At 56.2% G+C, this 24,811-nt stretch carries 22 protein-coding genes; 6 read left to right on the top strand and 16 right to left on the bottom strand.

The window, feature by feature from the left end; genetic code table 11:
• The first annotated feature begins 4 nt into the window (after window positions 1–4).
• From exbD to KVG85_RS21030, 5 genes are all read left to right on the top strand, one after another.
• The gene (gene exbD, locus KVG85_RS21050) at window positions 5–433 is read left to right on the top strand and encodes a TonB system transport protein ExbD (protein WP_016772535.1); all 429 of its coding nucleotides are present in this window, start codon (window positions 5–7) and stop codon (window positions 431–433) included.
• Window positions 430–1,176 (top strand): TonB family protein, encoded by a 747-nt coding sequence (locus KVG85_RS21045; RefSeq protein ID WP_217864862.1) that lies wholly within the window; start codon window positions 430–432, stop codon window positions 1,174–1,176. Before exbD ends, KVG85_RS21045 begins: the two co-directional genes overlap by 4 nt.
• Before the next feature lie 260 nt (window positions 1,177–1,436).
• Entirely contained in the window at window positions 1,437–2,366 is a 930-nt protein-coding gene (locus KVG85_RS21040) for a hydrogen peroxide-inducible genes activator (RefSeq protein WP_024014805.1), read from the top strand.
• Between the two features lie 9 nt (window positions 2,367–2,375).
• Window positions 2,376–4,451 (top strand): ATP-dependent DNA helicase RecG, encoded by a 2,076-nt coding sequence (gene recG, locus KVG85_RS21035; RefSeq protein ID WP_217864861.1) that lies wholly within the window; start codon window positions 2,376–2,378, stop codon window positions 4,449–4,451.
• 79 nt (window positions 4,452–4,530) lie between these two features.
• Window positions 4,531–5,931: an aminoacyl-tRNA deacylase and HDOD domain-containing protein gene (locus tag KVG85_RS21030; RefSeq protein ID WP_041476626.1), complete on the top strand. Its 1,401-nt coding sequence runs from the start codon at window positions 4,531–4,533 to the stop codon at window positions 5,929–5,931.
• Window positions 5,932–6,018: 87 nt separating this feature from the next.
• Here KVG85_RS21030 and KVG85_RS21025 read toward each other — a convergent pair whose 3' ends face one another.
• On the bottom strand, window positions 6,019–8,583 hold the full coding sequence (locus tag KVG85_RS21025) for a hypothetical protein (RefSeq protein WP_217864860.1): 2,565 nt from the start codon (window positions 8,581–8,583) through the stop codon (window positions 6,019–6,021).
• A 187-nt stretch (window positions 8,584–8,770) separates the two neighbouring features.
• Entirely contained in the window at window positions 8,771–9,154 is a 384-nt protein-coding gene (locus KVG85_RS21020) for a hypothetical protein (RefSeq protein WP_007920327.1), read from the bottom strand.
• A gap of 518 nt (window positions 9,155–9,672) precedes the next feature.
• Here KVG85_RS21020 and KVG85_RS21015 point away from each other — a divergent pair.
• Complete coding sequence (locus tag KVG85_RS21015; RefSeq protein WP_016985802.1) at window positions 9,673–10,044, top strand: DUF6124 family protein; 372 nt, start codon at window positions 9,673–9,675, stop codon at window positions 10,042–10,044.
• Between the two features lie 57 nt (window positions 10,045–10,101).
• Here the strand turns inward: KVG85_RS21015 and KVG85_RS21010 are convergent, their stop codons facing one another.
• The 14 genes from KVG85_RS21010 to KVG85_RS26000 form a co-directional block, all read right to left on the bottom strand.
• Entirely contained in the window at window positions 10,102–10,533 is a 432-nt protein-coding gene (locus KVG85_RS21010; RefSeq protein WP_217864859.1) for a hypothetical protein, read from the bottom strand.
• A 66-nt stretch (window positions 10,534–10,599) separates the two neighbouring features.
• Window positions 10,600–11,673: a tetratricopeptide repeat protein gene (locus tag KVG85_RS21005; RefSeq protein WP_217864858.1), complete on the bottom strand. Its 1,074-nt coding sequence runs from the start codon at window positions 11,671–11,673 to the stop codon at window positions 10,600–10,602.
• Window positions 11,674–11,675: 2 nt separating this feature from the next.
• Window positions 11,676–11,855: a hypothetical protein gene (locus KVG85_RS21000; protein ID WP_186568798.1), complete on the bottom strand. Its 180-nt coding sequence runs from the start codon at window positions 11,853–11,855 to the stop codon at window positions 11,676–11,678.
• Window positions 11,842–12,390 (bottom strand): hypothetical protein, encoded by a 549-nt coding sequence (locus KVG85_RS20995; RefSeq protein WP_217864857.1) that lies wholly within the window; start codon window positions 12,388–12,390, stop codon window positions 11,842–11,844. Before KVG85_RS20995 ends, KVG85_RS21000 begins: the two co-directional genes overlap by 14 nt.
• Window positions 12,391–12,409: 19 nt before the next feature.
• On the bottom strand, window positions 12,410–12,781 hold the full coding sequence (locus tag KVG85_RS20990; protein WP_217864856.1) for a hypothetical protein: 372 nt from the start codon (window positions 12,779–12,781) through the stop codon (window positions 12,410–12,412).
• 4 nt (window positions 12,782–12,785) lie between these two features.
• Window positions 12,786–13,241, bottom strand: a complete 456-nt coding sequence (locus KVG85_RS20985; protein WP_217865011.1) for a hypothetical protein — start codon at window positions 13,239–13,241, stop codon at window positions 12,786–12,788.
• 86 nt (window positions 13,242–13,327) lie between these two features.
• Window positions 13,328–13,837 carry a hypothetical protein gene (locus tag KVG85_RS20980; RefSeq protein WP_349251726.1) on the bottom strand — a complete coding sequence of 170 codons (510 nt, stop codon included), beginning with the start codon at window positions 13,835–13,837 and terminating at the stop codon, window positions 13,328–13,330.
• The gene (locus KVG85_RS20975; protein ID WP_217864855.1) at window positions 13,834–16,284 is read right to left on the bottom strand and encodes an alpha/beta fold hydrolase; all 2,451 of its coding nucleotides are present in this window, start codon (window positions 16,282–16,284) and stop codon (window positions 13,834–13,836) included. Before KVG85_RS20975 ends, KVG85_RS20980 begins: the two co-directional genes overlap by 4 nt.
• Window positions 16,285–16,293: 9 nt before the next feature.
• The gene (locus tag KVG85_RS20970; RefSeq protein ID WP_217864854.1) at window positions 16,294–17,688 is read right to left on the bottom strand and encodes a TIGR01777 family oxidoreductase; all 1,395 of its coding nucleotides are present in this window, start codon (window positions 17,686–17,688) and stop codon (window positions 16,294–16,296) included.
• A gap of 138 nt (window positions 17,689–17,826) precedes the next feature.
• Window positions 17,827–19,191, bottom strand: coding sequence for a lysozyme inhibitor LprI family protein (locus tag KVG85_RS20965; RefSeq protein WP_217865010.1), 1,365 nt, complete (start codon window positions 19,189–19,191; stop codon window positions 17,827–17,829).
• A 181-nt stretch (window positions 19,192–19,372) separates the two neighbouring features.
• Window positions 19,373–20,122, bottom strand: a complete 750-nt coding sequence (locus KVG85_RS20960) for a lysozyme inhibitor LprI family protein (protein WP_225926700.1) — start codon at window positions 20,120–20,122, stop codon at window positions 19,373–19,375.
• Window positions 20,123–20,338: 216 nt separating this feature from the next.
• Window positions 20,339–20,914: a hypothetical protein gene (locus KVG85_RS20955; RefSeq protein ID WP_217864853.1), complete on the bottom strand. Its 576-nt coding sequence runs from the start codon at window positions 20,912–20,914 to the stop codon at window positions 20,339–20,341.
• A gap of 142 nt (window positions 20,915–21,056) precedes the next feature.
• Window positions 21,057–21,767: a hypothetical protein gene (locus tag KVG85_RS20950; protein WP_217864852.1), complete on the bottom strand. Its 711-nt coding sequence runs from the start codon at window positions 21,765–21,767 to the stop codon at window positions 21,057–21,059.
• Complete coding sequence (locus KVG85_RS26000) at window positions 21,748–24,804, bottom strand: glycoside hydrolase family 19 protein (RefSeq protein WP_225926699.1); 3,057 nt, start codon at window positions 24,802–24,804, stop codon at window positions 21,748–21,750. Before KVG85_RS26000 ends, KVG85_RS20950 begins: the two co-directional genes overlap by 20 nt.
• Window positions 24,805–24,811: the final 7 nt, after the last annotated feature.

Raw genomic sequence — 24,811 nt, 5'->3', positions numbered from 1 at the left:
GGCCATGGGCCTGCATTTGAAAGAAGGCGCAGACGACGATCTGGCCGAGAATCACGAAATCAACGTCACGCCGTTCATCGACGTGATGCTGGTGCTGTTGATCATCTTCATGGTGGCCGCGCCGTTGGCCACTGTGGACATCAAAGTCGACCTGCCCGCCTCGACCGCCAAACCGGCGCCGCGGCCGGAGAAACCGGTGTTCCTCAGTGTGAAAGCTGACCAGCGCCTGTTCCTCGGTGACGACGAAGTGAAAGCCGAAACCCTCGGCGCTACCCTCGACGCCAAAACCCAGGGCAAGAAAGACACCACCATCTTCTTCCAGGCCGACAAAGGCGTGGATTACGGTGACCTGATGAGCGTGATGGACAGCCTGCGCGCCGCCGGTTACCTGAAGGTCGGTCTGGTCGGTCTCGAGACGGCAGCCAAGAAATGATCACGACGCGCCATAAGCTGACGCGTTACAGCGGTAGCCTGGCCGTGGTGCTGGGCGTGCATGCACTGGCCATCGCGCTGGCGCTGAACTGGACTGCCCGCCCGCCCATCGAATTGCCGCCGCAGGCAATGATGGTCGAGTTGGCCCCGTTGCCTGCCCCGCCACCGCCGGCTCCGCCGAAAGTCGTCACACCGCCGCAGCCACCGGCTCCGGTGGAAGAATTGCCGATTCCGAAACTGGCTGAAGCACCGAAAGCGGAAATCGCGGTACCGAAACCCAAGCCGAAGCCCAAGCCAAAACCGCCGAAGCCGGTCGAGAAAAAACTGCCAGAGCCGCCGAAGGAAAAACCTTCCGAGGAAAAACCGGCCGACACTCAGCCGACCCAGGCGCCAACGGAGAAATCCGCCCAGCCGGCACCGGGCCCGTCGCCAGCGCAACTGGCGGCCAAGGCCAGTTGGCAAGGCGCCCTGCTCACGCATCTGGCCAAGTACAAGAAGTACCCGCAGAGTGCACAGTCGCGTGGCAAGGAAGGTTTGAATCGTCTGCGCTTCGTGGTTGATGGCGAAGGTAATGTGCTGTCGTTCGAACTGGTCGGCCGCTCTGGTAACGCCGATCTGGACCGGGCCACCCTGGACATGATCCGCCGCGCCCAACCGCTGCCCAAGCCACCGGCCGACATGCTCAATAACGGCTCGATCGAAATTGTTGCGCCGTTTGTTTATTCGCTGGAACGTCGCCGTTAGATACACCGCAACCTGTGGGAGCAAGCCTGCTCGCGAAGAGGTCGTGTCAGTCAGCACATTTTTGCCTGACCCACCGCTTTCGCGAGCAGGCTCGCTCCCACAGGGTTCAGCGTAAACAGGGAGAGGCACCGAAAGGTGCCTTTTGCGTATTTGCCAGCGGCAAACCGTCCTCGACCGGTGTCGCACTCAACCCGCAGTCTGATAACGTGCGTCTATCGATTGCAGCCGGTATGCTTGGCGCATCTTCATGGACGCTTGCTATGACCCTCACAGAATTACGCTACATCGTTACCCTCGCCCAAGAGCAGCACTTCGGCCACGCGGCCGAGCGTTGCCACGTCAGCCAGCCGACGCTGTCGGTGGGCGTGAAAAAGCTTGAAGACGAACTCGGTGTGCTGATTTTCGAGCGCAGCAAAAGCGCCGTGCGCCTGACCCCAGTCGGCGAAGGCATCGTCGCCCAGGCGCAGAAAGTCCTGGAACAGGCCCAGGGCATCCGCGAGCTGGCCCAGGCCGGCAAGAACCAGCTGACCGCACCGCTGAAAGTCGGCGCCATCTACACCGTCGGCCCGTACCTGTTCCCGCACCTGATCCCACAACTGCACCGGGTTGCCCCGCAGATGCCGTTGTACATCGAAGAGAACTTCACCCACGTGCTGCGCGACAAACTGCGCAACGGCGAACTCGACGCGATCATCATCGCCCTGCCGTTCAACGAAGCCGACGTGCTGACCCTGCCGCTGTACGACGAGCCTTTCTACGTCCTGATGCCGGCGCAGCACCCGTGGACCAAGAAAGAATCCATCGACGCCGGCCTGCTCAATGACAAGAGTCTGCTGCTGCTCGGTGAAGGCCACTGTTTCCGCGATCAGGTGCTCGAGGCCTGCCCGACCCTGACCAAAGGCAACGACGGCGCCAAGCACACCACGGTCGAGTCCAGCTCGCTGGAAACCATTCGCCACATGGTCGCTTCCGGCCTGGGCATCTCGATCCTGCCGCTGTCGGCGGTGGACAGCCATCACTACGCCCCGGGCGTTATTGAAGTGCGTCCACTGACCGCGCCGGTGCCGTTCCGCACCGTGGCGATCGCTTGGCGCGCGAGCTTCCCACGGCCGAAAGCCATCGAGATCCTCGCCGATTCCATTCGCCTGTGCTCGGTGGCCAAGCCTGCCGCGCCGGTTACGGCTGGTTAAGCGAGCGTCATGACGGAGCTGTCGCAAGTGTCGGTGACGGCACTCAAGGGTGTCGGCGTGGCCATGGCCGAGAAACTGGCCAAGGTCGGCCTCGAGAATCTGCAGGACGTGCTGTTTCACCTGCCGCTGCGTTATCAGGATCGCACCCGCGTGGTGCCGATCGGCGCATTGCGGCCGGGGCAGGACGCCGTGGTCGAAGGCACCGTCAGCGGTGCCGACGTGGTCATGGGTCGCCGGCGCAGTCTGGTCGTGCGCTTGCAGGACGGCACCGGCGGGCTGAGCCTGCGTTTCTACCATTTCAGCAACGCGCAGAAGGAAGGGCTCAAGCGTGGCACGCGGGTTCGCTGCTACGGTGAAGCCCGGCCCGGCGCCTCAGGCCTGGAAATCTATCATCCGGAATACCGCGCGATCACCGGTGATGAACCACCGCCAGTGGACGAAACCCTGACCCCGGTCTACCCGCTCACCGAAGGCCTGACCCAACAGCGCCTGCGTCAGTTGTGCATGCAGACCCTGACGCTGCTCAAGCCGAGCACCCTGCCCGACTGGCTGCCGACCGAACTCGCCCGCGACTATCAACTGGCGCCGCTGGCCGACGCGATCCGTTACCTGCACAACCCGCCCGCTGACGCCGACGTCGACGAACTCGCCCTTGGTCATCACTGGGCCCAGCATCGCCTGGCTTTCGAAGAGCTACTGACTCATCAACTGTCGCAGCAGCGTCTGCGCGAAAGCATGCGTTCACTGCGCGCGCCGGCGATGCCGAAAGCCACAAAGCTGCCACCGAAATACCTGAAAAACCTCGGCTTCAACCCGACCGGCGCGCAACAGCGCGTCGGCAACGAAATCGCCTACGACCTCAGCCAGCACGAACCGATGTTGCGCCTGATTCAGGGTGACGTTGGCGCGGGCAAAACCGTGGTTGCCGCGCTCGCCGCGTTGCAGGCGCTGGAGGCCGGTTACCAGGTTGCATTGATGGCGCCGACCGAGATCCTCGCCGAACAGCACTTCATCACCTTCAAGCGCTGGCTCGAACCGCTGGGCATTGAAGTCGCGTGGCTGGCCGGTAAGCTCAAGGGCAAGAATCGCGTCGCCGCGCTGGAACAGATCGCCAGCGGCACGCCGATGGTGGTCGGCACCCACGCGCTGTTTCAGGACGAAGTGCAGTTCAAGAACCTCGCTCTGGTGATCATCGACGAACAGCACCGCTTCGGTGTGCAGCAGCGTCTGGCGTTGCGGCAGAAAGGCGTCGGCGGGCGCATGTGCCCGCACCAACTGATCATGACCGCCACGCCGATTCCACGCACACTGGCGATGAGTGCCTACGCCGACCTCGACACCTCGATCCTCGACGAACTGCCGCCCGGCCGAACCCCGGTCAACACCGTGCTGGTCACCGACACCCGCCGCGTCGAAGTCATCGAACGCGTGCGCAGCGCCTGTGCCGAAGGGCGGCAGGCCTATTGGGTGTGCACGCTGATTGAAGAATCCGAAGAGCTGACCTGCCAGGCCGCCGAAACCACGTTTGAAGACCTCACCGCCGCCCTCGGCGAATTGAAAGTCGGGCTGATTCACGGGCGCATGAAGCCGGTCGAGAAAGCCGCAGTGATGGCTGAGTTCAAGGCCGGCAACCTGCAACTGCTGGTCGCCACCACCGTGATCGAAGTTGGCGTCGACGTGCCCAACGCCAGCCTGATGATCATCGAAAACCCCGAGCGTCTCGGCCTCGCGCAACTGCACCAGTTGCGCGGTCGGGTTGGTCGGGGTAGCGCGGCCAGCCACTGCGTACTGCTTTACCACCCGCCGCTGTCGCAGATCGGCCGTCAGCGTTTGGGCATCATGCGCGAGACCAACGACGGTTTCGTCATCGCCGAAAAAGACCTCGAACTGCGCGGCCCCGGGGAAATGCTCGGCACCCGTCAGACCGGCCTGCTGCAATTCAAGGTCGCCGACCTGATGCGCGACGCCGACCTGCTGCCCGCCGTGCGCGACGCCGCCCAGGCTCTGCTGGAGCGCTGGCCGACCCACGTCAGCCCATTGCTTGACCGTTGGCTGCGCCATGGGCAGCAATACGGCCAAGTGTGAGCACCGTCGCAGTTTGTGCAGGATCGTTCCTACAGAGCTGGTTATACTCCTGCAATTGTTTCAAAAACGGATACAGACCATGACCGAAGCTGCTCTCGTCCCCGAATCTCCGCAAGCTCCGTCTGTTATTCGGCTGCTGCTCAACAAGCTGGGCGTTGCCTACGAAGAAGTGCTCGACCACCACGGCCTCAATGCCTCGCGCAAAGTGCAGGCCGTGTTGCTGGACGACGCCGTGGGCGCGTTGATGGTGCTGTTTCCACAGAGCCAGTTGCTGGATCTCAATCGCCTCGCCGAACTCACTGGCCGCCGCCTCACAGCCGTGTCCACCGAGCGCCTGGAGAAGATGCTCGGCAAACACAATCTGAGCCTGTTGCCGGGCCTGCCGGCGCTGACCAGTTCGCCGTGCCTCTACGAAGAAAGCCTGCTGCGCGAGCCGAAGTTGCTGATCAACTCCGGCGAGCCGGGCCTGCTGCTGGAAATCAGCAGCGAAGACTTCAAATCGATGCTGACCAAAGCCAGCGCTGCCAACTTCGGCGAAGCCCTGAGCAGCATCCGCCCGAACCTCGACCGCCCGGACGATGACCGCGAGGAAATCACCCAGGCCGTGCAGGCGTTCACTGCGCGGCGCATTCAGCAGCGTCTGGAAGCGACCATCGAGATTCCACCGCTGGCCGAAACCGCGCAAAAAATCATCAAGCTGCGCGTCGACCCCAACGCCACCATCGACGACATCACCGGCGTCGTCGAAACCGACCCGGCGCTGGCCGCGCAAGTGGTGAGCTGGGCGGCGTCGCCCTACTACGCCTCGCCGGGCAAGATTCGTTCGGTGGAAGACGCGATCGTCCGCGTGTTGGGCTTCGATCTGGTGATCAACCTCGCGCTGGGCCTGGCCCTCGGCAAGACCCTGAGCCTGCCCAAAGACCACCCGCAACACACTACGCCGTACTGGCAGCAATCGATCTACACCGCCGCCGTCATCGAAGGCCTGACCCGCGCCATGCCCCGCGCCCAGCGCCCGGAAGCCGGCCTGACCTATCTGGCCGGTCTACTGCACAACTTCGGTTACCTGCTGCTGGCCCACGTGTTCCCGCCGCACTTCTCACTGATCTGCCGCCACCTGGAGGTCAACCCGCACCTGTGCCACAGCTACATCGAGCAACACCTGCTCGGTATCAGCCGTGAACAGATCGGCTCGTGGCTGATGCGCTACTGGGACATGCCGGATGAGCTGGCCACCGCCCTGCGCTTCCAGCACGACCCAAGCTACGACGGCGCCTACGCCGAATACCCGAACCTCGTCTGCCTGGCCGTGCGCCTGCTGCGTAGTCGCGGGATTGGCTCTGGCCCGGATGAAGATATTCCGGATGCACTGTTGGAACGTGTTGGTTTGAGCCGCGACAAAGCCAACGATGTCGTCAGCAAAGTGCTTGAGGCTGAAGTGCTGCTACGTGAACTGGCTTCGCAATTCAGCCAGGCCTGAAAAGCTTCGCGGGCAAGCCCGCTCCCAAAGATCGATGCGATCTTTGGGAGCGGGTGAGTTGCGGCCAACTGTTGATTATTGGCGTAATCAACCGCGGTACCGAATCACCCAGCCCTGCGGGTTCGGGAAGCTTCCAATGAAATACCCTCCCACTACAATTCGGCCGTCCGCCAATACCGTCATGTCATAAAGAGCTTCCAGGACGCCGTCCTCGTCGAAAATACTGAACCCTGTGCCGTTGAATGACAGGTCTGGTGTTCCGTCCGCCAAAAACTTCGCCGTGATCGCACTCGGATCATCGTCAGTGACTCCGATCCCGGTATCGCCGCTGACGACGATTGAACCGTCAAGTCGCGCCACGCAGTGCAACCACCTCAAGCCTTGCGGGACGAAGGCGGAGAACAACGGTTTACCGTTATTGAATACGAGATTGTAGGAGCCTTTGGACGTGAGGACCGCAATCACTCCACGCATGGCACCGTCCCTTACGGCAGCCCCTGCAAGAACAATCTTGCTATCCACAATTGAAATGGCGGACAGGTGCATCTCATCCTCACCAGAGATGATCACGACGCCGTTACCGCTCTCGCCGAATGACCTGTCGATCTTGCCGTTAGCGTCGAATCGAATGACATACGCGCCCGAAGATGGCCCGCTATATCTGCCGCCAACCACCACAGCACCGTCAGGTTGATGCGCGACCAGCTGCGCAGAACTGTGTTGGTGTGCAATGCCAGCGATTTCGACAAGCGCGAAACCCGTGCCATTGAACGTGGTGTCGTCGGAGCCATCCGCATTGAGCCGCATGACGATGCCGCTCACACGGCCAGTATCGTCTTCGACGGAGCCGACCAGCAGGATTTTCTCGTCTTGCCGCGCGACATTGTCGCCATGACCCGCGCTCCCCATCTGCGCATAAGGAATGTAACGCACACCCTGGTCAGCAAAGTTGTGATCCAGCCGTCCATCTTTGTCTTGTTTCACGACAACCAGCCCGGCAGAAACATCAGGCCCATTGTTCTGGTACTCGGCACGAACGAGCCAACCGCCATCCGGAAACGGCGTCAACTCGAGCATCGAGTGCATATACAAACCGTCCTTGAGTGAAATCTCGACGAATCCGGTCTTTTCTTCACCAAAACCGAGGTCCAGTTGGCCGTCCTCCAGAAGCCGGGCGATCAGCGTTTCCAGGCCATCCTTGCGTCGACGAATAGCCACCAGCAACTTGTTGTCCGGCAGAGCCAATACCGCTCTTACGTCAAACTCAGACAATCCTCCCAGCGGAAATCTGACAATGCCGTTTTCGCCAAAAGACGGATCAAAATTCAGCGTGCCACTCGTCAGGTTTGCGCTTAGATAGCGGGTGATCCAGCCATCCACCCGAGAAGGGTCAGAAAGGCTGGTGTGGGTCATGGACACCACTATCCGACCGTCCTCCATGATTGCCAGATCCCGAGGAAACACTGGCCCCGCGACGTCATCGAAGAGCGTATAGCCAATACCGTTGAAGGCCGTGTCCAGTTTGCCGTCAGCAAGAAAGCGCGCGGTCATTACCGCTGAATCCCCGGCACCAACGACAATGATCGAACCGTCGAGCTGTGATGTATGCCACCACGTCAACCCGTCTGGCAGTAACGGAGAAAACAGAGGCTGGCCATCATTGAATACAAGATTGGCCGCTCCACTGGCGGTCAGCACAACCACTAACCCGCCGTGGACGTTTTCTTGCCAGGCATCACCGACCGCAACGATCCGGCCATCACTTCCCCGCACCGAAATGGCTTTCAGAGAGCGCTCGCCATCCTCGTTGAAAATCAGCTTCGCCTGGCCATTGTTGAAATCCTTATCCAGCTTCCCCGCTGCGTCCAAACGTGCCAGAAAAACTCCGGAGCCTGTCTCACCATTCTGAAAGGATCCGCAAACCAACACCTTGCCATCGGCTTGAACAGCGATAGCGCTGGCGGTGCTCGAGGTGGCACCAACATCTACCAAGACGTACCCCGCGCCGTCAAATGATGGATCGAGCGAGCCGTTCGCCAAAAGACGCATCACGACGGGCGATGGCCATGGCTCATCGATCAGCAGGAAATGGAGCAGGACGATTTTGCCATCGGCCTGCTGAACTGGAGAGCCGGTAAAGGCATTTGTAGCGGGGGACTTTTGTCTTGACTTCGCCCCTGCCGACGACGCAGGCGTGGAGCTTGGGATCTTGTAGAAAGAAAATAAACTCACACCGTTATCGCCGAACGAATCGTCCAGCTCACCGTTGCCTTTCAAGCGGATCATTGCTTGGCCAGCGTCGACGGCCTTCTGTGTGAAGTACTGAACACGCACCAGCCAGCCGCCGTCCTGCAGCGCATCGAGCCCAAACACGGTGCTGATGCTCGCGTCCTTTAAAGATATCTCGACGAAACCTGTCTCATGACTGCCGAAGGACTTGTCGAGCGTCCCGTCTTCGGCCAATCGTGCGATGGCCAGCGGCGCATCATTTCCTTCCAGAGGAAGAGCGACCAGCAACTTCCCGTCGGGGAGTGCCAAAACGGCCGCAGCCTCATGGCTCGCGATGCCCGGTATCGGCAACTTCAATAAACCATTCAGGGCGAAAGATGGATCAGGGGTACCTGGGGTGGTTAAGACTTGAGCCTGAGTCATGTTCTTGCTCCATCAAGTGCGTTACGTCCTTTATGGGACCAGAACTTGAGTAGAGCATCGTGAAGATGAGCGAAGCACCTGACAGAAATGACAGTTCGACTGTCTTTACAGGCCTAAACAGCAACCTTGCGAGCCAGCGAGCACACCATTCTTCGATGCGCTTCGCTTGGAGCCAACCAGGAGAATCTCAAGCCTTGGCCTTTGCCTTCCTCGGCTTCAAATACTTCATCAATCCCTGAAACCACATCACCAGCGCCGGATTGCCCTTGAGCTGGATCGACTTGTCCTGAATCCCCTGCATAAACGCCAACTGCTTGTTCTTCGCCTGCATCGTCGCAAAGCCATAACCGGCATCTTTAAACGCAATCGCAAACGCCGGTTCTGCGACCACCCCAGACTTGCTGGTGATGCGCTGATCCTTGACCACGAAATGCCGCGCCACTTTCCCGTCCAGCGTCTGCAGCTGAAACACCAGATCCTTGTCACCCAACTGCTGCTGGAACGCAGGATTTGTCCGGCTGGCCTTACCCATCAACAAACCCATCATCCACAGGAGAAAACGAAATTTCATGCGCACAGCCTCAAAAGGAAAATGAACGGCCGGGGCAGTGTAAGGGATTCGGACGATAACGCCAGTATCTGACTCTATTGGAAGAGGATGCAGACCATTTCGCGCACGATGACTGCCAAGTCACGATTCCGAAAACAACGTCCTACACCTGTTGAAACACATCCCTGTAGGAGCTGGCGAAGCCTGCGATCTTTTGATCTTCCGGCGCGCGAATCTATGGGAAATTTCCTGCAAAGTGCGGTGCTGTCCATGAACTAGGCGAGTTGGCTGGCTATCGATAGGCTCTGTGTGTCGCCGCAGATTGGCGATACGGACGTGCAAGTCCGGTTGGAGTACACATTGGTTATGGCAATTCGCCGAGCGTTTTCCTATGCTCGCGGATCGTTATGGCGGCTGTGTATGGGAGGCCTTCGGGTCTGCCGGGTTACTCCACCGGTCTTGCACACCTATGCACAGCTGCCACCACTTTCGAAGTGCGAGCGAAACGGTGTCGGCTCCTTAAACTGGAGTAAGACCGAATGATCAAACCAACACCTAACCCCCCAGAAAACCCGGATATTTCGCCCTACGAATCTCTGGAATCAAAGAAATTCCACGAAGCCGCCGAACGCGCCCTCGACCACCATTTCAAACCAGCCGTCGAACCACATCCCAAACGTGAAAACGGCCTCTTCAAACTCTCTCCCGGCACCGACGCCGAAGCCCTCATGGCCAACGCCTCCGAAGACCTCCTGTCCATCAGCGTCATCGCCTGCGACCTCGCCGACGACCTCCACGGCTCCCGCCGCTCGGTGGCACTGGCCCTGAGCAGAATGGCGGACGGGGTGAGATTGATGGTGGAAGGGACGCTCGACCAGATTGAAGTGCGAAGCGTGGCGGCCAAGCCGTAGCGAAGTCTGTGGATGAAAAAAGGGGACGTTAAGTCCCCTTTCTGAATATTCCCTGCTTCACCACTGGCAACCTGTTTCAGGTTTCGAATCCACGTTGTAATCGTTTTCAAACGAATACTTCTTTGCGGATTTGTAATTCGTATACGACATCGCATCAACCCGGCCACCCTGAGTGACCATCTGATACTCACCTGTCAGTGCGCCATCAACTACTTCAACCCAAGTTGTCGTGTACTGGTAGGGCCGGCCATACACGAGTTCTTCTTGTTCAGTACTGCGATGAACCAGCCCAATAGCCTTTTTTGACTTGCTGTATTTGACGCCAGCACCGCTCCACTTGGCGACAGAGTCGTAATAGGTTCGGAATTCAAAATTTATGGGTTTGCCTTCGTAGGAGCGGAAGCAAAAAACCTCGGTCGTGACCTCGCTATGAGCCGCCAGAGGAACGAAAACGAGCAACGCGGAAAACACTGCAGACGAAAATTTCAAACCGAATATTCCTTTAGCGGTTCATGGGTACAGAACACACAGTTACAGCAACTCAACGAGCTCTTGTCACGCCTCGGGCGCCACAGCGCTGCGCTCACCCACCCTCGCCGGGATTTTCGAAGCTTTTCCCGCTTCAGACATTCGCGATGCGTATTGCTTGTACGCCGCCACCGCCCGCTCTTTATCGTTCACGGCCCAATAACTGTCAGCGAGATTCAGGTAAGCAACCGTCCTATTTGGGTGGCTGGCAACCACTGCATCGAGCAACTCAATCGACTCAGCGTAGAAACCCGCCTCGCCCAGTAAAAACCCAAGGTCGTTGGACCAGCCGGGACGCTGCGGGTAGTAGTACTTTGCGACGATATAGCTATCCGGGGGACAAGTGTCATGCGAACCACCGCCCATCAACGCGTAGCTCATCGTATCCTTGAAGGAAGAGTCATCACCCTTTCGGTAGGCTGCCAGCGCCATATCCAGCAAATCAGCCGAATCGACGGTCATCAACTTCTTTCTAACGCCCTCAATACTGCCAGTACGAGCAACCTGCAGCTTCTGCAGCACTTCACGCCCATCGAAAGAAGCGAGAGCGATGGGGCCCAGTGTCTGCACCGGCAACTCCACTACGCTAACAAGCGACCGGTCACAGGAGTCGTTGTTCGCCACTTCCAGCAGAGCTTTCAGCTCAAACTGCTTTGAACCTTTGTTGAAGGCGAACAACAGGTTGAAGTTGTAAACCGCGTTATCTTCCTCGCTGGTTACCAGCGCGATGTAATCCCCAGCCTCAACGAACGGTTGCTTGACCACAGCTTCCTCAGCCTGTGGATCAATGACGGTCATGACGCCAGCGCGACCTTTGAGTACATGGACGCTGAAGACACCCTGAAGAGCGGACGAGTACTGACTCTTGATCAGAGGCAGCGCCTTCGACGTATCGAGCAAAATTTCCTCATTACGTGCCTGCACCGGCGCGATCAACAACCGATTGGAGGCCTCGTCCGCATCCCCTGTCAGAACAAATACCTTTTGCCGTGATGCATCACCCAGCAAGCTAGCCGGAATTTCCTTCAGGACTTGTGGGGCAGCGAGTGCGTATGAAGTGGTTAGCAGCCCAAGGCTCAACACGATAAAGCGGAAGAACATATTTACTGTCTCAGTCCCTGAATTTCAGATCGCTCAACGACGCGTTGCGGAATCTTCTGCGCTTTACCGGCGGCACTCATCGCGTCGCGGTATCGCGGTAATAACGCTGCGCTTCTTCTTGCCGAGACATTGGTAGCGCTGAACAAACTGCTGATCATCAACACCCATTTAAGGCTGGCCATAGACGATCCTCTTCACCGCCGGGCTTTCTGACATTAACTGTCTCTTCGTAACGCCATAGGCCTTGATCAACTCTTCCCGAGATCCCTTCGAGCCAAACAAGCGTTGGTTATTATCGAAGCTGTATTGCTCCAATCGCCCTGCTGTCGAGTAATACCCATGCCACTCCGCACAGGCACCGCAACCGCCATATCCGCCTATCGAAACAAGGCTGCCTTGGGTGCCTTCCACGCAATCCATCGCCACAACAACATTGCTCAACATTTTCGTCTTCGCACCGTCGGAAGTGAGTTGTGAAACTTTGCTGATATCACGCCGAAGCACTTTGCCGTCGATATTGATGGTCTGGTCGGAGCAGACCGGGATGACGTGGGTTTCCGCATCATCCACTGTCACGGATCGACAGGACGAAACCAACACCACTTCAACACCGCCACACTGCATGACATCGCGTTGGGTGTAAGCATCCGTCGGCGCGGCGAAGGCTGGGGAAGAGAACAACCATGCCAGGCTCCCGGCGAACAAAAGCTGATTCATTGAGAAATCCTTTTCGCCGTTAACCAGCCTGTTGTTCCGCCAAGCACTTCGCATAGCCGTCCGCAAACTTGGCATCGAATGACAATGCCACTGGCTCCTCCAACTCCGCCGAGCTATTGAGCAATACACGGGTAGCCGGGGTGTATTTGATCCAGCCGATTGTTCCGGTTCCGTCGGTGTCGAAAAACAGCTGAGCGCGCACTACTTCACCGTCGTCCTCGTCGATCAGCAAATTGACCTTGTCCTTGCCGACATAACGAAACGGAAAATCGCTGCTCCTGACAAGCTCAGTAAGGTAGCCGTAGCAACTCCCTTCGCTGGCAGTCGCGGGCAGTGAATGAGGTAAAAGCAAAAGCGCAATCAGCATAGGCCGAATGAAAAACCGGTTCATCCACTCACTCCTCATCCATCGGCGACGATTCCACGTCGGTCATGCTCAGCAGCCGAAACTCATTGTCCACAAACTCGTAGTAACGATCCCGGTTACCGCTTTCCAACGCATTCCCTTGGGCATCTTCTTCGCCGTCGAGCGTGACGCCGGAGACGATGATCAAGCGGCTGTCGGGCTGGTAAACCATACCGAAGGTGCTGCCGTCGTAAGCATTCGGTAGACCGCCAACCACTTCACCGGTCTGGGCGTCCAGCACTTCGCCACAAATGGCGCTACCGCCACAGCCGAGCCTGTGCAGGATGTAATGGCCGGCGAAGTTGACCTTGCCTTTCAGGGCTTGCACCCGTGCCTGATCCATCTTTGGGCTGCTGTTTTCTTGCGGCACCAGCTTATGGCTGGGGCCGGTGAAAACTGGCGTGACGGTGTAATCCTTGAAGGCTGGATCGGCAGCGAATGCCATGGACGCGGCAGCCAATATCAAGCTGCCGAGAAGAACTGAAAATCCTTTCACGTAATAACTCCGTAAATGCAGTGGGGAGCGTCGGCTTACTCAGACTGCCCTTCATAAAGCTGTGTTTGCGAGTTGAATTGCCATAGATGGGGTCGGGTCATGGCTTCTTTGCCCTTGTAGCGGATCTGGTCGCGCTTATCGCGGATGTAGGAGTAGATCTCGATGTCTTTTACATCGCCGCCGTTCTTGGGCGGACCGTCCAGAACCTTGACCTCGGCGAAATAATCGCCCCCTACATGCTTCAAGTAACCGTGGCACTGGATGAGAAAGGCGAAGGTCGAGTCACCCGCTGAACCACGGCTTGAGTAGGAGGTGAAAATGAAGTCCTCCTGACCGTCGTCATTGAGATCGCCGCGGTACACCACCTTGCCCTCCTCCAGACTGAATCCATCAGTTTGAAGACTTGAATGTATGTCCAAGACGTAATCGGATCTTTCCACCCATTGCGAGAGAAAGTTCTTCGTATCGGTCTCCGAATTGCACAGATCCGTCGCCATGCTCACCATCGGCAACCAGGTCAAACACATCAACAACAGTCGTTTCACTTCGCATCCTTCGAATTAATCAATTCCAACTCACCATCCCGATACAACACCTCACACCCCACCCATGCGGGGTCCACCTGCGGCATCACCGCCGACGGCTTTCGCAATTCGCGCAGCAACGTCGAGCCATGCGACAACCGCCCACCCATCCGCGCAATCACTGCCCGCGCTGTTTGGTAATGCGCGTGCCGCCCCGGATCGAGAGTGTCTTCCAGCAAGATGTCCTCGCCGAGGATGCCCCGCACTTGCCCCGGATAAATCATGAACCCGGTCGCCTGCTCCGCACCTTCGCGACCGTCCTGCCAGAAGCTGCCGTCTCGGGTGCGAACGTCGGGATGCGGTGCAAACCAGTGCTCGCGATCCGCCAGCGGCATCGCGTGGTGCAGGCGGAAGAAGATGCGCATCAGGTTGTCGCGATACCACTCGCGTACTTGCAGGTAGTAGCCACGCAGGCCCGGCAGGCCGGTCGAATGCGCGAGGCGGATCAGCCCTGACCATGGCGGGAATGGCTGTAACGGCAGTTCGCTCGACGCGGGTCGAGGTGTAGCCGGATCGGTTTCCCACGGCAATCGATGTGGACTGTTTTCTAAATTGTTGTAAGCGGTCGGCGGGCGGCCCAACGCGTCACCGCCGCTGCTGGCCAGCGCCGTGGCGATGCACAGATTGCCTTGCACCACGAACACGTAAAACCGGGTGAACCAGTCTGCGAGTTGTTGACCATCGGCAGCTTGGGCGACGAGTTCAGCCAGCTCCCGATCGAAGCGCTGCAAGCCATTTTCAAGGTTCAGCAAATGGCCGCGAGCCTTGCGTTGCATACGCAAAAACAGCGGCAACGAACGCAGTATCTTCAGCGGTTGCCACGGCAGATGCGGCGTCGCACCGCCGACTTCACCGGCGTAGTTAGCGGCGCTAATGCCCCAGTCGGCGAGTCGGGCGAGGAACAGGTCGTTGTTGATGTAGGACGCGCCGCCGAACACGGCGGTGAACGGCTCGTTGTCCTGCAACACCCGCGCATCCCAGCGCGCCATGATCGCCGGGATACTCGCTGCCGCGCGGCGCTGGGCGTATTCCACCAGTACGCTCGGTTGCGGCGGCAGGATCTCGGCGATGTTGGCGGCAGTCAGGTGGCGGCGCCAGCCGTAATCGCTGATTGGCCGGTATTGCAGCAGCCACAGTTGTGAGCCGTCCCAGGCCCACTCGACGTCGCCGGGCACGTAGTGGAACACGCGCAGCACGTCTTGCAGAAAGCGCCACAGCAAGTCTTCGGTCAAGCCGTGGGATGGCGTGAATGTGCCGCTGCGCCAGGCATCACCGAGCCGCGAAAGCGTTGCCCTTGAGGGGCTGACGTGACCGTCGGCCAGCGATTCGAGATGGCCTTCCACCCATTCCAGTTCTACCGAGAGATGGCGCACGAAAGCGATGCCGGAAACGACCGGGGTGATGAAGCGCTGCACCACCACTTCCTCGACGCCTTCGGCCGTCAGTTCGGCAATGCGTTTCGGCACGTTGGCGGTCGGTTCGCGCAGATAGGTGGTGCTCAAACCGGCATTCGCCGAATCGGCCTGATCCTCGCCATAACTGGAGGAGCGCACCGCCCAGATCACATCAGGTTGGGCGGCGAGAAACGCAGGCAGACGCGGATCGGTGCAATCGTTGAGGGTCAGCGCCGCCGGCACCGCTTGCCGGGCCAGTTCAGCCAGGCGCAAACGCCCGCCCTTGGTGTGCGCAACAAACCCGCGCTCGTCCGACTCCAGCCACTGTGCGAATTCAGCGGGCGAGTCGATCCACGGGTAATGGCCCCAACCGGGTTTCAAGCTGATGGTCAGATCAGCGCGGGCGAGAATCGCCGACCATGCCGCCGCTTGCTCGATGCCGAGCACCGCGTCCTGATCGCCCCAGACCAATTCGACCGGATCGGTGATCCACTCCAACAGTGGCAGCGCGGTGTCGGCGCGCACCAGATCCCAATGCGGCACAAACGCACGGCAGCGAGCATAGCCGGCGCCCATGCGCTGGTACTGCGCGGGTGTCCAGGTCTGGTTGGAAAACTTGCGCGCGAACAGCGTGGGGTTGTTCGACAGCAGCCAGTGGATGGTCTTGCGGATCGGAAGCGGTGACATCAGCGCCGGCAACCGCCGCTGCCAGAGAAACGCCCCCACCGGCGCCAACAAAACGCTGCGGGAAAAGTGTCCGGGCCGACGTTGCAACGCATGCAACACCAGCAACGCATTGACCCCGACCGCCATGATCGCACTGCCCTGCTGTGTCATCGCCAGCAAGGATTGCGCGTAGTCCGCCAGATCCTCGCAGGGTGGCAGCGGATTGGCGCCGAAGCCCGGCAACTCCAGCGGCACCACGTCGTAGCGCTGAAAGTGCGGCAGCGCGTCATCCCACCAATCGGCAGCGCTGCCGTTGCCGGCCAGCAGGTACATCAACGGCTTGCTCATGAACGATCCTCAGATCAGATCGCGCAGAGCGGCGTCGAGGGTTGGATAGCGGAATGTGTAGCCGGCCTCGGTCAAACGCTCCGGCACCACGCGCTGACCATCGAAAAACAGCTGCGCCATCTCCCCCGCCATTGCACGCACTGGCGCGGCGGGAATGTGCAACCACACCGGACGCTTGAGGACCTTGCCGGCCTGCTCGGCGAACGCTGCCTGACTGACCGTTTCGGGCGCGACAATGTTGTAGGTGCCACGCAGAGTGTCATCGTTGAAAGCCCGCGCGATCACCTGAAGCACATCGTCGCGATGCACCCAACTCATGATCTGCCGACCATCGCCCATGCGCCCGCCGAAGCCAAAGCGGAACGGCAGCAACAGTGGCGTCAACGCACCGCCCGGGCCGAACACCACGCCGAGGCGCAGCACCACCTGACGCACGCCAAATTCCGTGGCCGGTTGCGCGGCGGCTTCCCAACGCGCACAGAGTTCGGCCATGAAACCGTCGCCCTTGCTGGCGTGTTCGTCGAGGTTTTCACTGGCGTCGCGCACGCCGTAGAAGCCGATGGCCGAGGCTTGAATCCATAGCGTGGGTTTGTGCTTGGTTTTCTTCAGCCAGGTCATCAACGCTTCGGTGGTGCCGACTCGACTGGCGAGCAGTTGCGCCTGACGTTTGGGAGTCCAGCGTGGGCCGGCGACAGGGGCACCGGCGAGATTGATCACTACGTCGAAGGCTTCGTCGCGGCTGAGTTCGCTGAGCGAATACACGCAGCGGACGCGGCCGTTGAATAGATTGGCCGCGCTCAATGGATCGCGCGTCAGTACGCTGACCGAGTGGCCCGCGTCGAGTAATTGATTGACCAAGGTTTCACCGATGAACCCGGTGCCGCCGGTGATTAGCACACGCTTGAAAGCGCCGCCGGCAAACGGGTTGGATTGGCTCGGAGTCTTTTCTGAAGGGGATTTCCGGCGGTCATGCCGATACAACCAGAACAGCGGCGGCAACAACACCAGCAACGCAAAACCGTCGAGCCACAAGTGCGACCAGACCTGTTGTTGCGCCGAAAGCCACATGTCCTGCGGCGCCCATAACAGGATGCCGGCGATCAACCAGCCCCAGACTGCCGGGGTTTTCAAGCGATTGCCCAGGTGCACCAGCGCGAGCATGTACAGCGAATAACTTTGCAGCGTCGCGCCGAACAGCGCGAGCCACCAGACTTGTTGTTCGTGGCCGGCGGCGGGCACCGCTTCGGCGCCCCAGAATGCCAGTTCGAGAACTTGCAGATAGCCGTCGAGTAATCCGGAATGACCGGCCCAGGTCAGGGTGAGACCGGCGAGGATATGCGTGATCCCAGCGGCATATAGCCAAAGCACGAATGCTGGGCGAAGGGAGTTCGAGGGGGCTGGCATTCCGTATCCTGAGCGCGTTCCTTGGGGGTGGGGAGTTTAAAGGAAAATCGCGGTCGTCAGATGCTCAAAAACTAAACGTTTTACCGGACGGATTCAGACTCAACGACTGCGAAAACGCATCAGACATGACCCGGCATTTCAGATGCAGTGACTGGCCTTGATAGGTTCAGCGCCCTGCGATCCCAATCGCCCCACGTTGAAGAGGCCCAACTGATCACCTTTGTCAGCCGCCATTTGATAACAGGCTAACGCCCGCGATATATCCTTCGTTCCCAATTCCCCACCCTCAAAGGTCGAGGCCAGGTAATTCATCGCGTCCGTGGAGCCCATGGTAATCGCTCGAATAACCTGCTCTTCTGCCTGCTTGGGATGGAGGCAGGGGCCGTTATAGTCAGTGGAGTTTCCTGAACAAAGAAACGTCGCATAGCCCATCGCACCCTTTGGTATTTTCGAAGCCGCTTTGAACAAAGCCTCAACCTTCGGGGTTTCTAACTGAGGTGCCATTTGCGAAAGACTCAGGCTTGCCGCCGACAGGCTGGCCTGTGCATCACCTGACTCTGCAGCACACACAAAATTCTCCAGGGACGCCTCAATCAACTCCGCAGTCAGCCGGTATTGCTCAAGAAACCCCAGCCCACCTAACGCTTCGGCACGCTGATAACAAAAGTTTTCGGCGCGGCTCATTCCAAGGTTATCTGTTGCAACAAGATCCTTTTCGCTGATCGACCAATCCTCAATCCCCTCAAGCACCCAGCACGCCTGACGAGAGAAGTTGAAAATCTTGATATTGCTGTTGCCCGCCCGTTTGTCCACAACGTTGACGTGACTGTCATCGACCTCTTCGATCTCGACTCCAGGTGTCTTGCCGGGTGTGATTGCAGCCATCAGCGGATAGGTGAAGGTTGTTCCACTGACACCCGAGGTCGAAGGCTCGAAGGTACTTCGATCCTTCCCCGCTACCGGTTTCAACACCAGCGACTTGACCGTCATCGCAGTGAGCCGACGTTGTGATTCGCTGTTGGCGGAAAACGCTGTCAGGAAAGGAGCGAACTCCTCCGAGGGGCAAGCGTCATTGGTCGGTGCCGTCGAAGCGCTCTTGTCGAATGCAAGAGCAGGGGCGATCTTCTCCAGATACGCCGAGCGCTCGCGACTCATTCTGGCGATACACGAGTTAACGGCAAACACATGCGCTGACATCCCAGTCTCGATTTCGAATGCCTCCAACGGACAATTCGCATCGCGCAATTTCAGCCACGCACGTTGCGACTCTTTAACCTTCGCCGCGTACTCCGCACCCAACGCCGGATTTGCCCGATAGTCAGACTCAAGCCGCGACATCAGTTGCTTGTAGCTGACATTCAACTGCGTATCGGCAGCCTTCTTCGCCGCCTCCGAGCACGGCACCATTTCCAGACTTGAGGTGACTTGGCTGCAGTCGTCCTGCGCATAGGCAGCTGAAGCCGGCAGCATTACGGCCAGCAGGGTTAAAACAAAACGGTTCACTGTGTTCATCTTTGAGTCATTCAGGTTTTGCGTTTGGTGAATCGGGTGATGCATTGCTTGGGTATGTTCATTTCCCAGTAAGTGCTGAGCAACGCTTTGCTTTTTTTGTCGACGCGCAGGTTAACGAAGCCATCGCCGCAGTCCGGCTACCACTCTTCGAACACACCGGTTTTGGTCCTTTTCAATGTCTGCTTTTGTCCGGTGCCAAAGCCAATTGGCGAGTACGCTCTATCGTCGCGCGAATTAGGCAGGCATCGGACCACTCACCGAAAACTGATTGATGCAATTTCGGGTCGGCTTGGCACTCCGCATCTCGAAATTTCATCCAGGCTCTTTGAGTTTCTCTCAGTGCTTTCTGACCGCTTTCGTCCAGCCGACTCATACGATCCCGAAATACAGAATTCAACAATGCATCCGCGTCAGGAACCATCAGATCAAGAACGCCATTTCCCGAGGGAAACCACTCAACGTCCGCCAATGCCTGTTCGCTCTCATTGTTCCAATTGTAGAGGCCGTTTTCTTCGATCTTCAGTGTGGCGGATCGCTGATGGTGATTCGTCGGATCGCTTTCGCTGACCTCTGAGCGATAAACAATTTCCAAATAGATAGGGTCGGTTGTGCGCTGAGGATCATTCAATAGCGTTTGCCGAACAATGGCCCGTTGCTTATTGCTCTCAGTGATCTCTATCGAAAAGCACGGATCCGGCCCAGGACGTTCTGCGGACGCCTTCCTCTCCAGGCATTGAGTACGAACCGCCATGGAAGGGGTATCCGAACCGCCACCCACATCAACGACTCTGACAAGCAACCGGACTTCCGGATCCTTGGAAAAGTCGGCCTGAAGGATGGTGGCAATCATCGTGCCCTCAGCCATGACCACAGGCGACAGTATTGAAAGTAAAAAAATGAGGCTGAATCTGAAAATCTGCATTCCTTGGCGTCCGTAAAAAACTCAGTGATCCGTTCAATTCTGAACGGGCCTGCGACAGAAGATAGAGTCAGAACCGAAAAACGGGCCAGATCTATTTAAGTTCTCAACCAAATTCAAAGCGATCGAACGCAACAAATAAATCCGTCCACTTTGATTCGTCCCCTTTGATTATTAAAAAATTCAGATGAAAACAAATCCTTCCTCTACCTTAGAGCCTCACTCAACAAACTCAATAGTTTCAACCATCTTAATAACCTCCTTCAACGCAGAACCATTTAGATCATTCAAGTAGGCCACACTTCCACCTCCACAAAGTGCAGCAGATCCATGGGGGATGCAGAATCCAAACCCACGCGTTCGATCCTCTTCTTCACCATTTGTAACATCCTGAGATATCGCGAGACCTTCCCAGTTCTTCCCTTTTAATACATAAAAAGTATTATGCATGGACGTGTCAGCCTCAACATCTGGATCCAAACTCATTACCCATCCTTTGTCAGTCATTTTCCCACCCGAAAAGTTAGCAAAAGTTTGGGCATCGGCGGGATCCACACATCGTAATTTCAAATCGACTTCTATCGGCCGCCTAGAATTAGGCTTAATAATCTTCGAATAAAATAAGAGCGCAGGTACTTCTTCCTTATCCACCACATAATCACCTCCGTACAAATTATTCATTTTAAATTTGCACGCATTGATATCTGCAAATATGACCGACGACTTCACATTCGCTTCATTAGCGAACGAAACCGACGAAATTGAAAGAACCAAAATAATCAACCAAACCTTCATCACTGTCTCCTCGCCTTAAACAGATCTGGGAGCTTAAGAAAAAAGGGGACAGAAAAAAGGAAAAAATGGGACAGACCACGTTTTGTGGGTAATTACTCAAACCGTGGTCTGTTCCCATTCCCCTGCAACAGTTAAATAAGCTTCACTTAATAGCTAAGGAGCTGACATACCGCAAAGCAGCTTCCATAGTGAGCAATCCTTGACCCTGTAAACTGAATACCAAAGCAGGTGTCACACAACCAGTGTTCCGGACCCACTCCGCGGGACTTTCTTTCTCCAACTCATCAGAGATTTTCATCAGAGAATCCCCTCCTAGCTCTTGAACACACGTGCCAAACGCAGAAGAAAATAACTTCTTTGCATCGCCATCGTTCTCGAGAAACTTTTGATAGGTTAGATCACTCAGAGGCGTGGCAGGGCGTTGGTAAAAAACGTCACGCGTTATCGTTTTTTCAGCTGAAGCGACAACTTCTTCACGAGAAAACAAAAAGCTTCCATCCTTATAAGTGCCCACAACATTTCTGCTGTAGCAAACACTGGTTGATGGCTCACAGAAGTGATACTGAATTACCAAATTTCCGTCTATTACAGATAGACCATGCGATACATCCAGCCCCCCGCTATTGTTCATTTTTTTCGTTGGTACAAGACTGTTATTTTCAAGAACATCTTTTCCGCCAGAAGTGACCACGAGATCATAAAAATCAGGCCCGCCCTCGGACAACTTTATAACGTCTGCTTGCCCATCCCCCGTCACATCAGCATTAATGACAAGATAATCCCCTGCACTGACCCTAGCAGCGAAGCAAAAAATAAATAAGCCCAAAAACAAACTATCTAAAAATTTTTTCATTTTCCCATATCCTTGTAAATTGAGCTCGACGCTCAGCATAACTACTCGTGTACAGATTTATGACTTTCGTAATATCATTAACAAAGGATCCAGAGTCTCCCTTATCCGCAATATTATACAGCTCATTTTTTAACCAAAAATAGACTGCTGACCTAGCAGCATACTTTGGCTGCTCCAATAAAGCTGGATTATTTATAAAATTCAAATTTTCACCAGGCCAAAGCCCTGGGTACTTATTAGTAAAATCATTGTAGTTGTATCGCCCAGTTAACTGTTTCAGACCACGACCTCGATATTTCCAACCATCTCCACTTGCAATATTCCCATTACCTAGATCAGAGTTTCCAGTAATTCCATTATATGCTCTGTTGGCGATTTCAACTTGATTCGCACTTTGCACATTAGGTTTAAACCCATACAGATCAGCTTCGTCTGGCCTGTTTCTGAAATAAACAAATTTATCAATCAACACTTGAGGCCGGTATTTAAGCGACTCCACAAGAGCATAGCTATCGCCAACCTCGACGCGCACTTGTGCAAAAAAATGACTTAACCGTAGAGGGGTATCGAGTTTATACTCTGAAAGCCTTGGATTTAATTCATCCGCTAAAAGCTGCAATTGGGAGGAATCATCAGCACTTTTGAAAACCGCCTTAAGCATCGCCAAAGTAATAATCATAGAGCTTTGCGCTTTGGCGTTCGCAATGAATTCAACAGGGTGAAAATGCCAAATCATGCCGGTACTTATGGAAGCTTTTGCTCTCAACTCATCCCAAAAAACATAGTTATTTATTCTTTCTTTTTCATGCTTTAGAGTTTTGGGCGAATGTACCAGCTCTGTATCCAGTTTGCTCCACTTAGGTGCATCTGCCTTGTCTTTCCATTCGGTCGGATGATGGGCTACCAATTTTGACCACTGCATTCTCGTATCAGGATTTTTCAAAGCGTCAGTCAATTCATCCGGTTCGACTTCACCATTGCCGCTTTTATCGACCTTATTAAAAAGATCCTGAAAGAACTGAGGCATATCCTTATGATCAAGAAACCCATCCGCTGCTGCATTGGTTTCCTCTACAATCTTGAAACCAAGCTTTTCCCAGTCGTGTTGCGTGATAATCTGCGCGCCTGCTTTTTTTACCAGCCCGCTGACTGCCCCCTCTTTTTCGGCAACGGTGATTTCATAATACTCATCATTACCTTCTTTAATAATAGGTGCAATGTTCAAATCAACCGAGTGCTCTAGCTTCAACACTGAACTGCCAGTTACAGGAGATTTTTTCTTTAATTCACTTTCAGCGGGCAAATACAAGTACTGCTTGCCGACCTTCAACCCAGCCGTATTCTTCAGAAAATCTTGAACATCAGCCTCAGCGGTAAAAATTTCAACATGAACTTGGTGCTTACTCGCGACGCCTCCATCTTCGCCAGTCAGGTTTTCAGTCAATCCTAGATATCCTATCGGGTCACCAGCCTTGATCCCGCTATTGGCTGGCTCTACCGAATCAAAACTAGCAGGGATTACCTCCCAGGCAACGAACTCATTTTCTACAATTGCCCAGAAGCTGGGAGGGAGGTTGCCCGCCCCAGCCAAGCTACCACTGCTGGTACATTTCGCCATACTGCGAGTCGAACCAGAGACATTGAGGTTCAAAACGTCCTTGCTTTCGAATTCTACAATACTGCCCTGTGTAAGCTGCATCGTCCCCATTTTCGCGCCAGCAGGCTGACCATTCTGCGGTGAAGCGGGGTCCTGATAGAGATCCAGCTTTTTGACTGCAGTACCCTTCACCTTACCTTGCCAATATTTGGGCTTGGATCGCTCCGGGATCGGGTCTTCCAGCCATATACGAGCAGGTTTGGAGTTTTTGTAGGGCTCTCCATCTTTCAGATAGACGAACCAGACTTCTTGCCCGACTTCCCTCACCTTATGCGAATTTTTCTTCACACTACCCGACAAGATCTTTCCTTTGGCGTAGGTGAGGTTAACTACATCCTTCTGCTCTAAGATCTCGAGCTTCGTACCGGCGACTAATTTCCCTACATTCTCAACACTACTGGTTGCGGGAAAATCATCGTAAGCCTTGAAGTCACTAACCTTCATGGTTACTTTTGTTTTGGGTCTTTCGTTATCGGACAAGGGGTAACGTTTGAAGGGAAGCAAATGCATGTAAAGACTGAAAAAGGTCAGCTTGTTTTGTTTGCCCTTATTAGGCCCTTCCTCCGGATTCGGCGCAGATTTGTACTCATGCCGTACCAGACAGAACGAGTTGGAATACTTCAGTTTTTTCTCGTTATCACCGAACGTCGACTCCAGATAGTCTTCGTTAAGTCGATAGGCCACCACCTCGCCGTCGGCCATGCAGCGGATCGGTTCGTTCAAGATGCACTGGGGAGCGCTGGCATTGCTGATATGAATGCCACCATGCCAGAACTTATTACTGCCGAGGAGATAGTGACCCGAAGTTTCTTTTTCTAACGCCTTATATATTTCATCGGCACTCTCAAACTGCTTCCCATCCGCCTTTCTGAATGGGTATTGGAAACTCATGAGCGGCGACCCCGCTGGAGCAGGGGTCGGTGCAGGCGCGGGAGCAGGCGCCGGTTGCGCACCGCTTTTGTACTCTGCTTTCGGCCGCAAGTACTTGTCAGGCATCGGCCAGTAACCGCTACCGGCACCGTACTTTGCGGACTTCGGCCCAGTCGAGCTCTGTGAGCCGAAGAAGTTACCCTTGGTCCGGTGGACGTCCATATCCTCGATCACACCGGTATGGTGCATTCCTGTCCAAAGCGCAATATCACCCGGCTGAACACTGTTGAGGGGTATGACTTCGAAGTGCGTGGTGTCTGTCGCGAGTTGGCGTGTGGTGCGGTACGGAATGTTGTACCCCGCATCACCGAGCATGAGATTGAGTAAGTGAGAACAATCGATTTCCTTCCGGCCGTCACTGTCTTCGTCCGCAGTTCCACCCTTACCGTAACCGTATTCGTATCCGCTGCTGGGGTAGTTGACCCGCTGCTCGAGTAGTCCTGTGCTCATCGATAGC

It is taken from the genome of Pseudomonas triticicola (genome assembly GCF_019145375.1).
GTDB classification, from domain to species: Bacteria; Pseudomonadota; Gammaproteobacteria; order Pseudomonadales; family Pseudomonadaceae; genus Aquipseudomonas; species Aquipseudomonas triticicola.
Note: the sequence above shows the minus strand (reverse complement) of the source record. Positions and strands in the feature narration are given on the sequence as shown.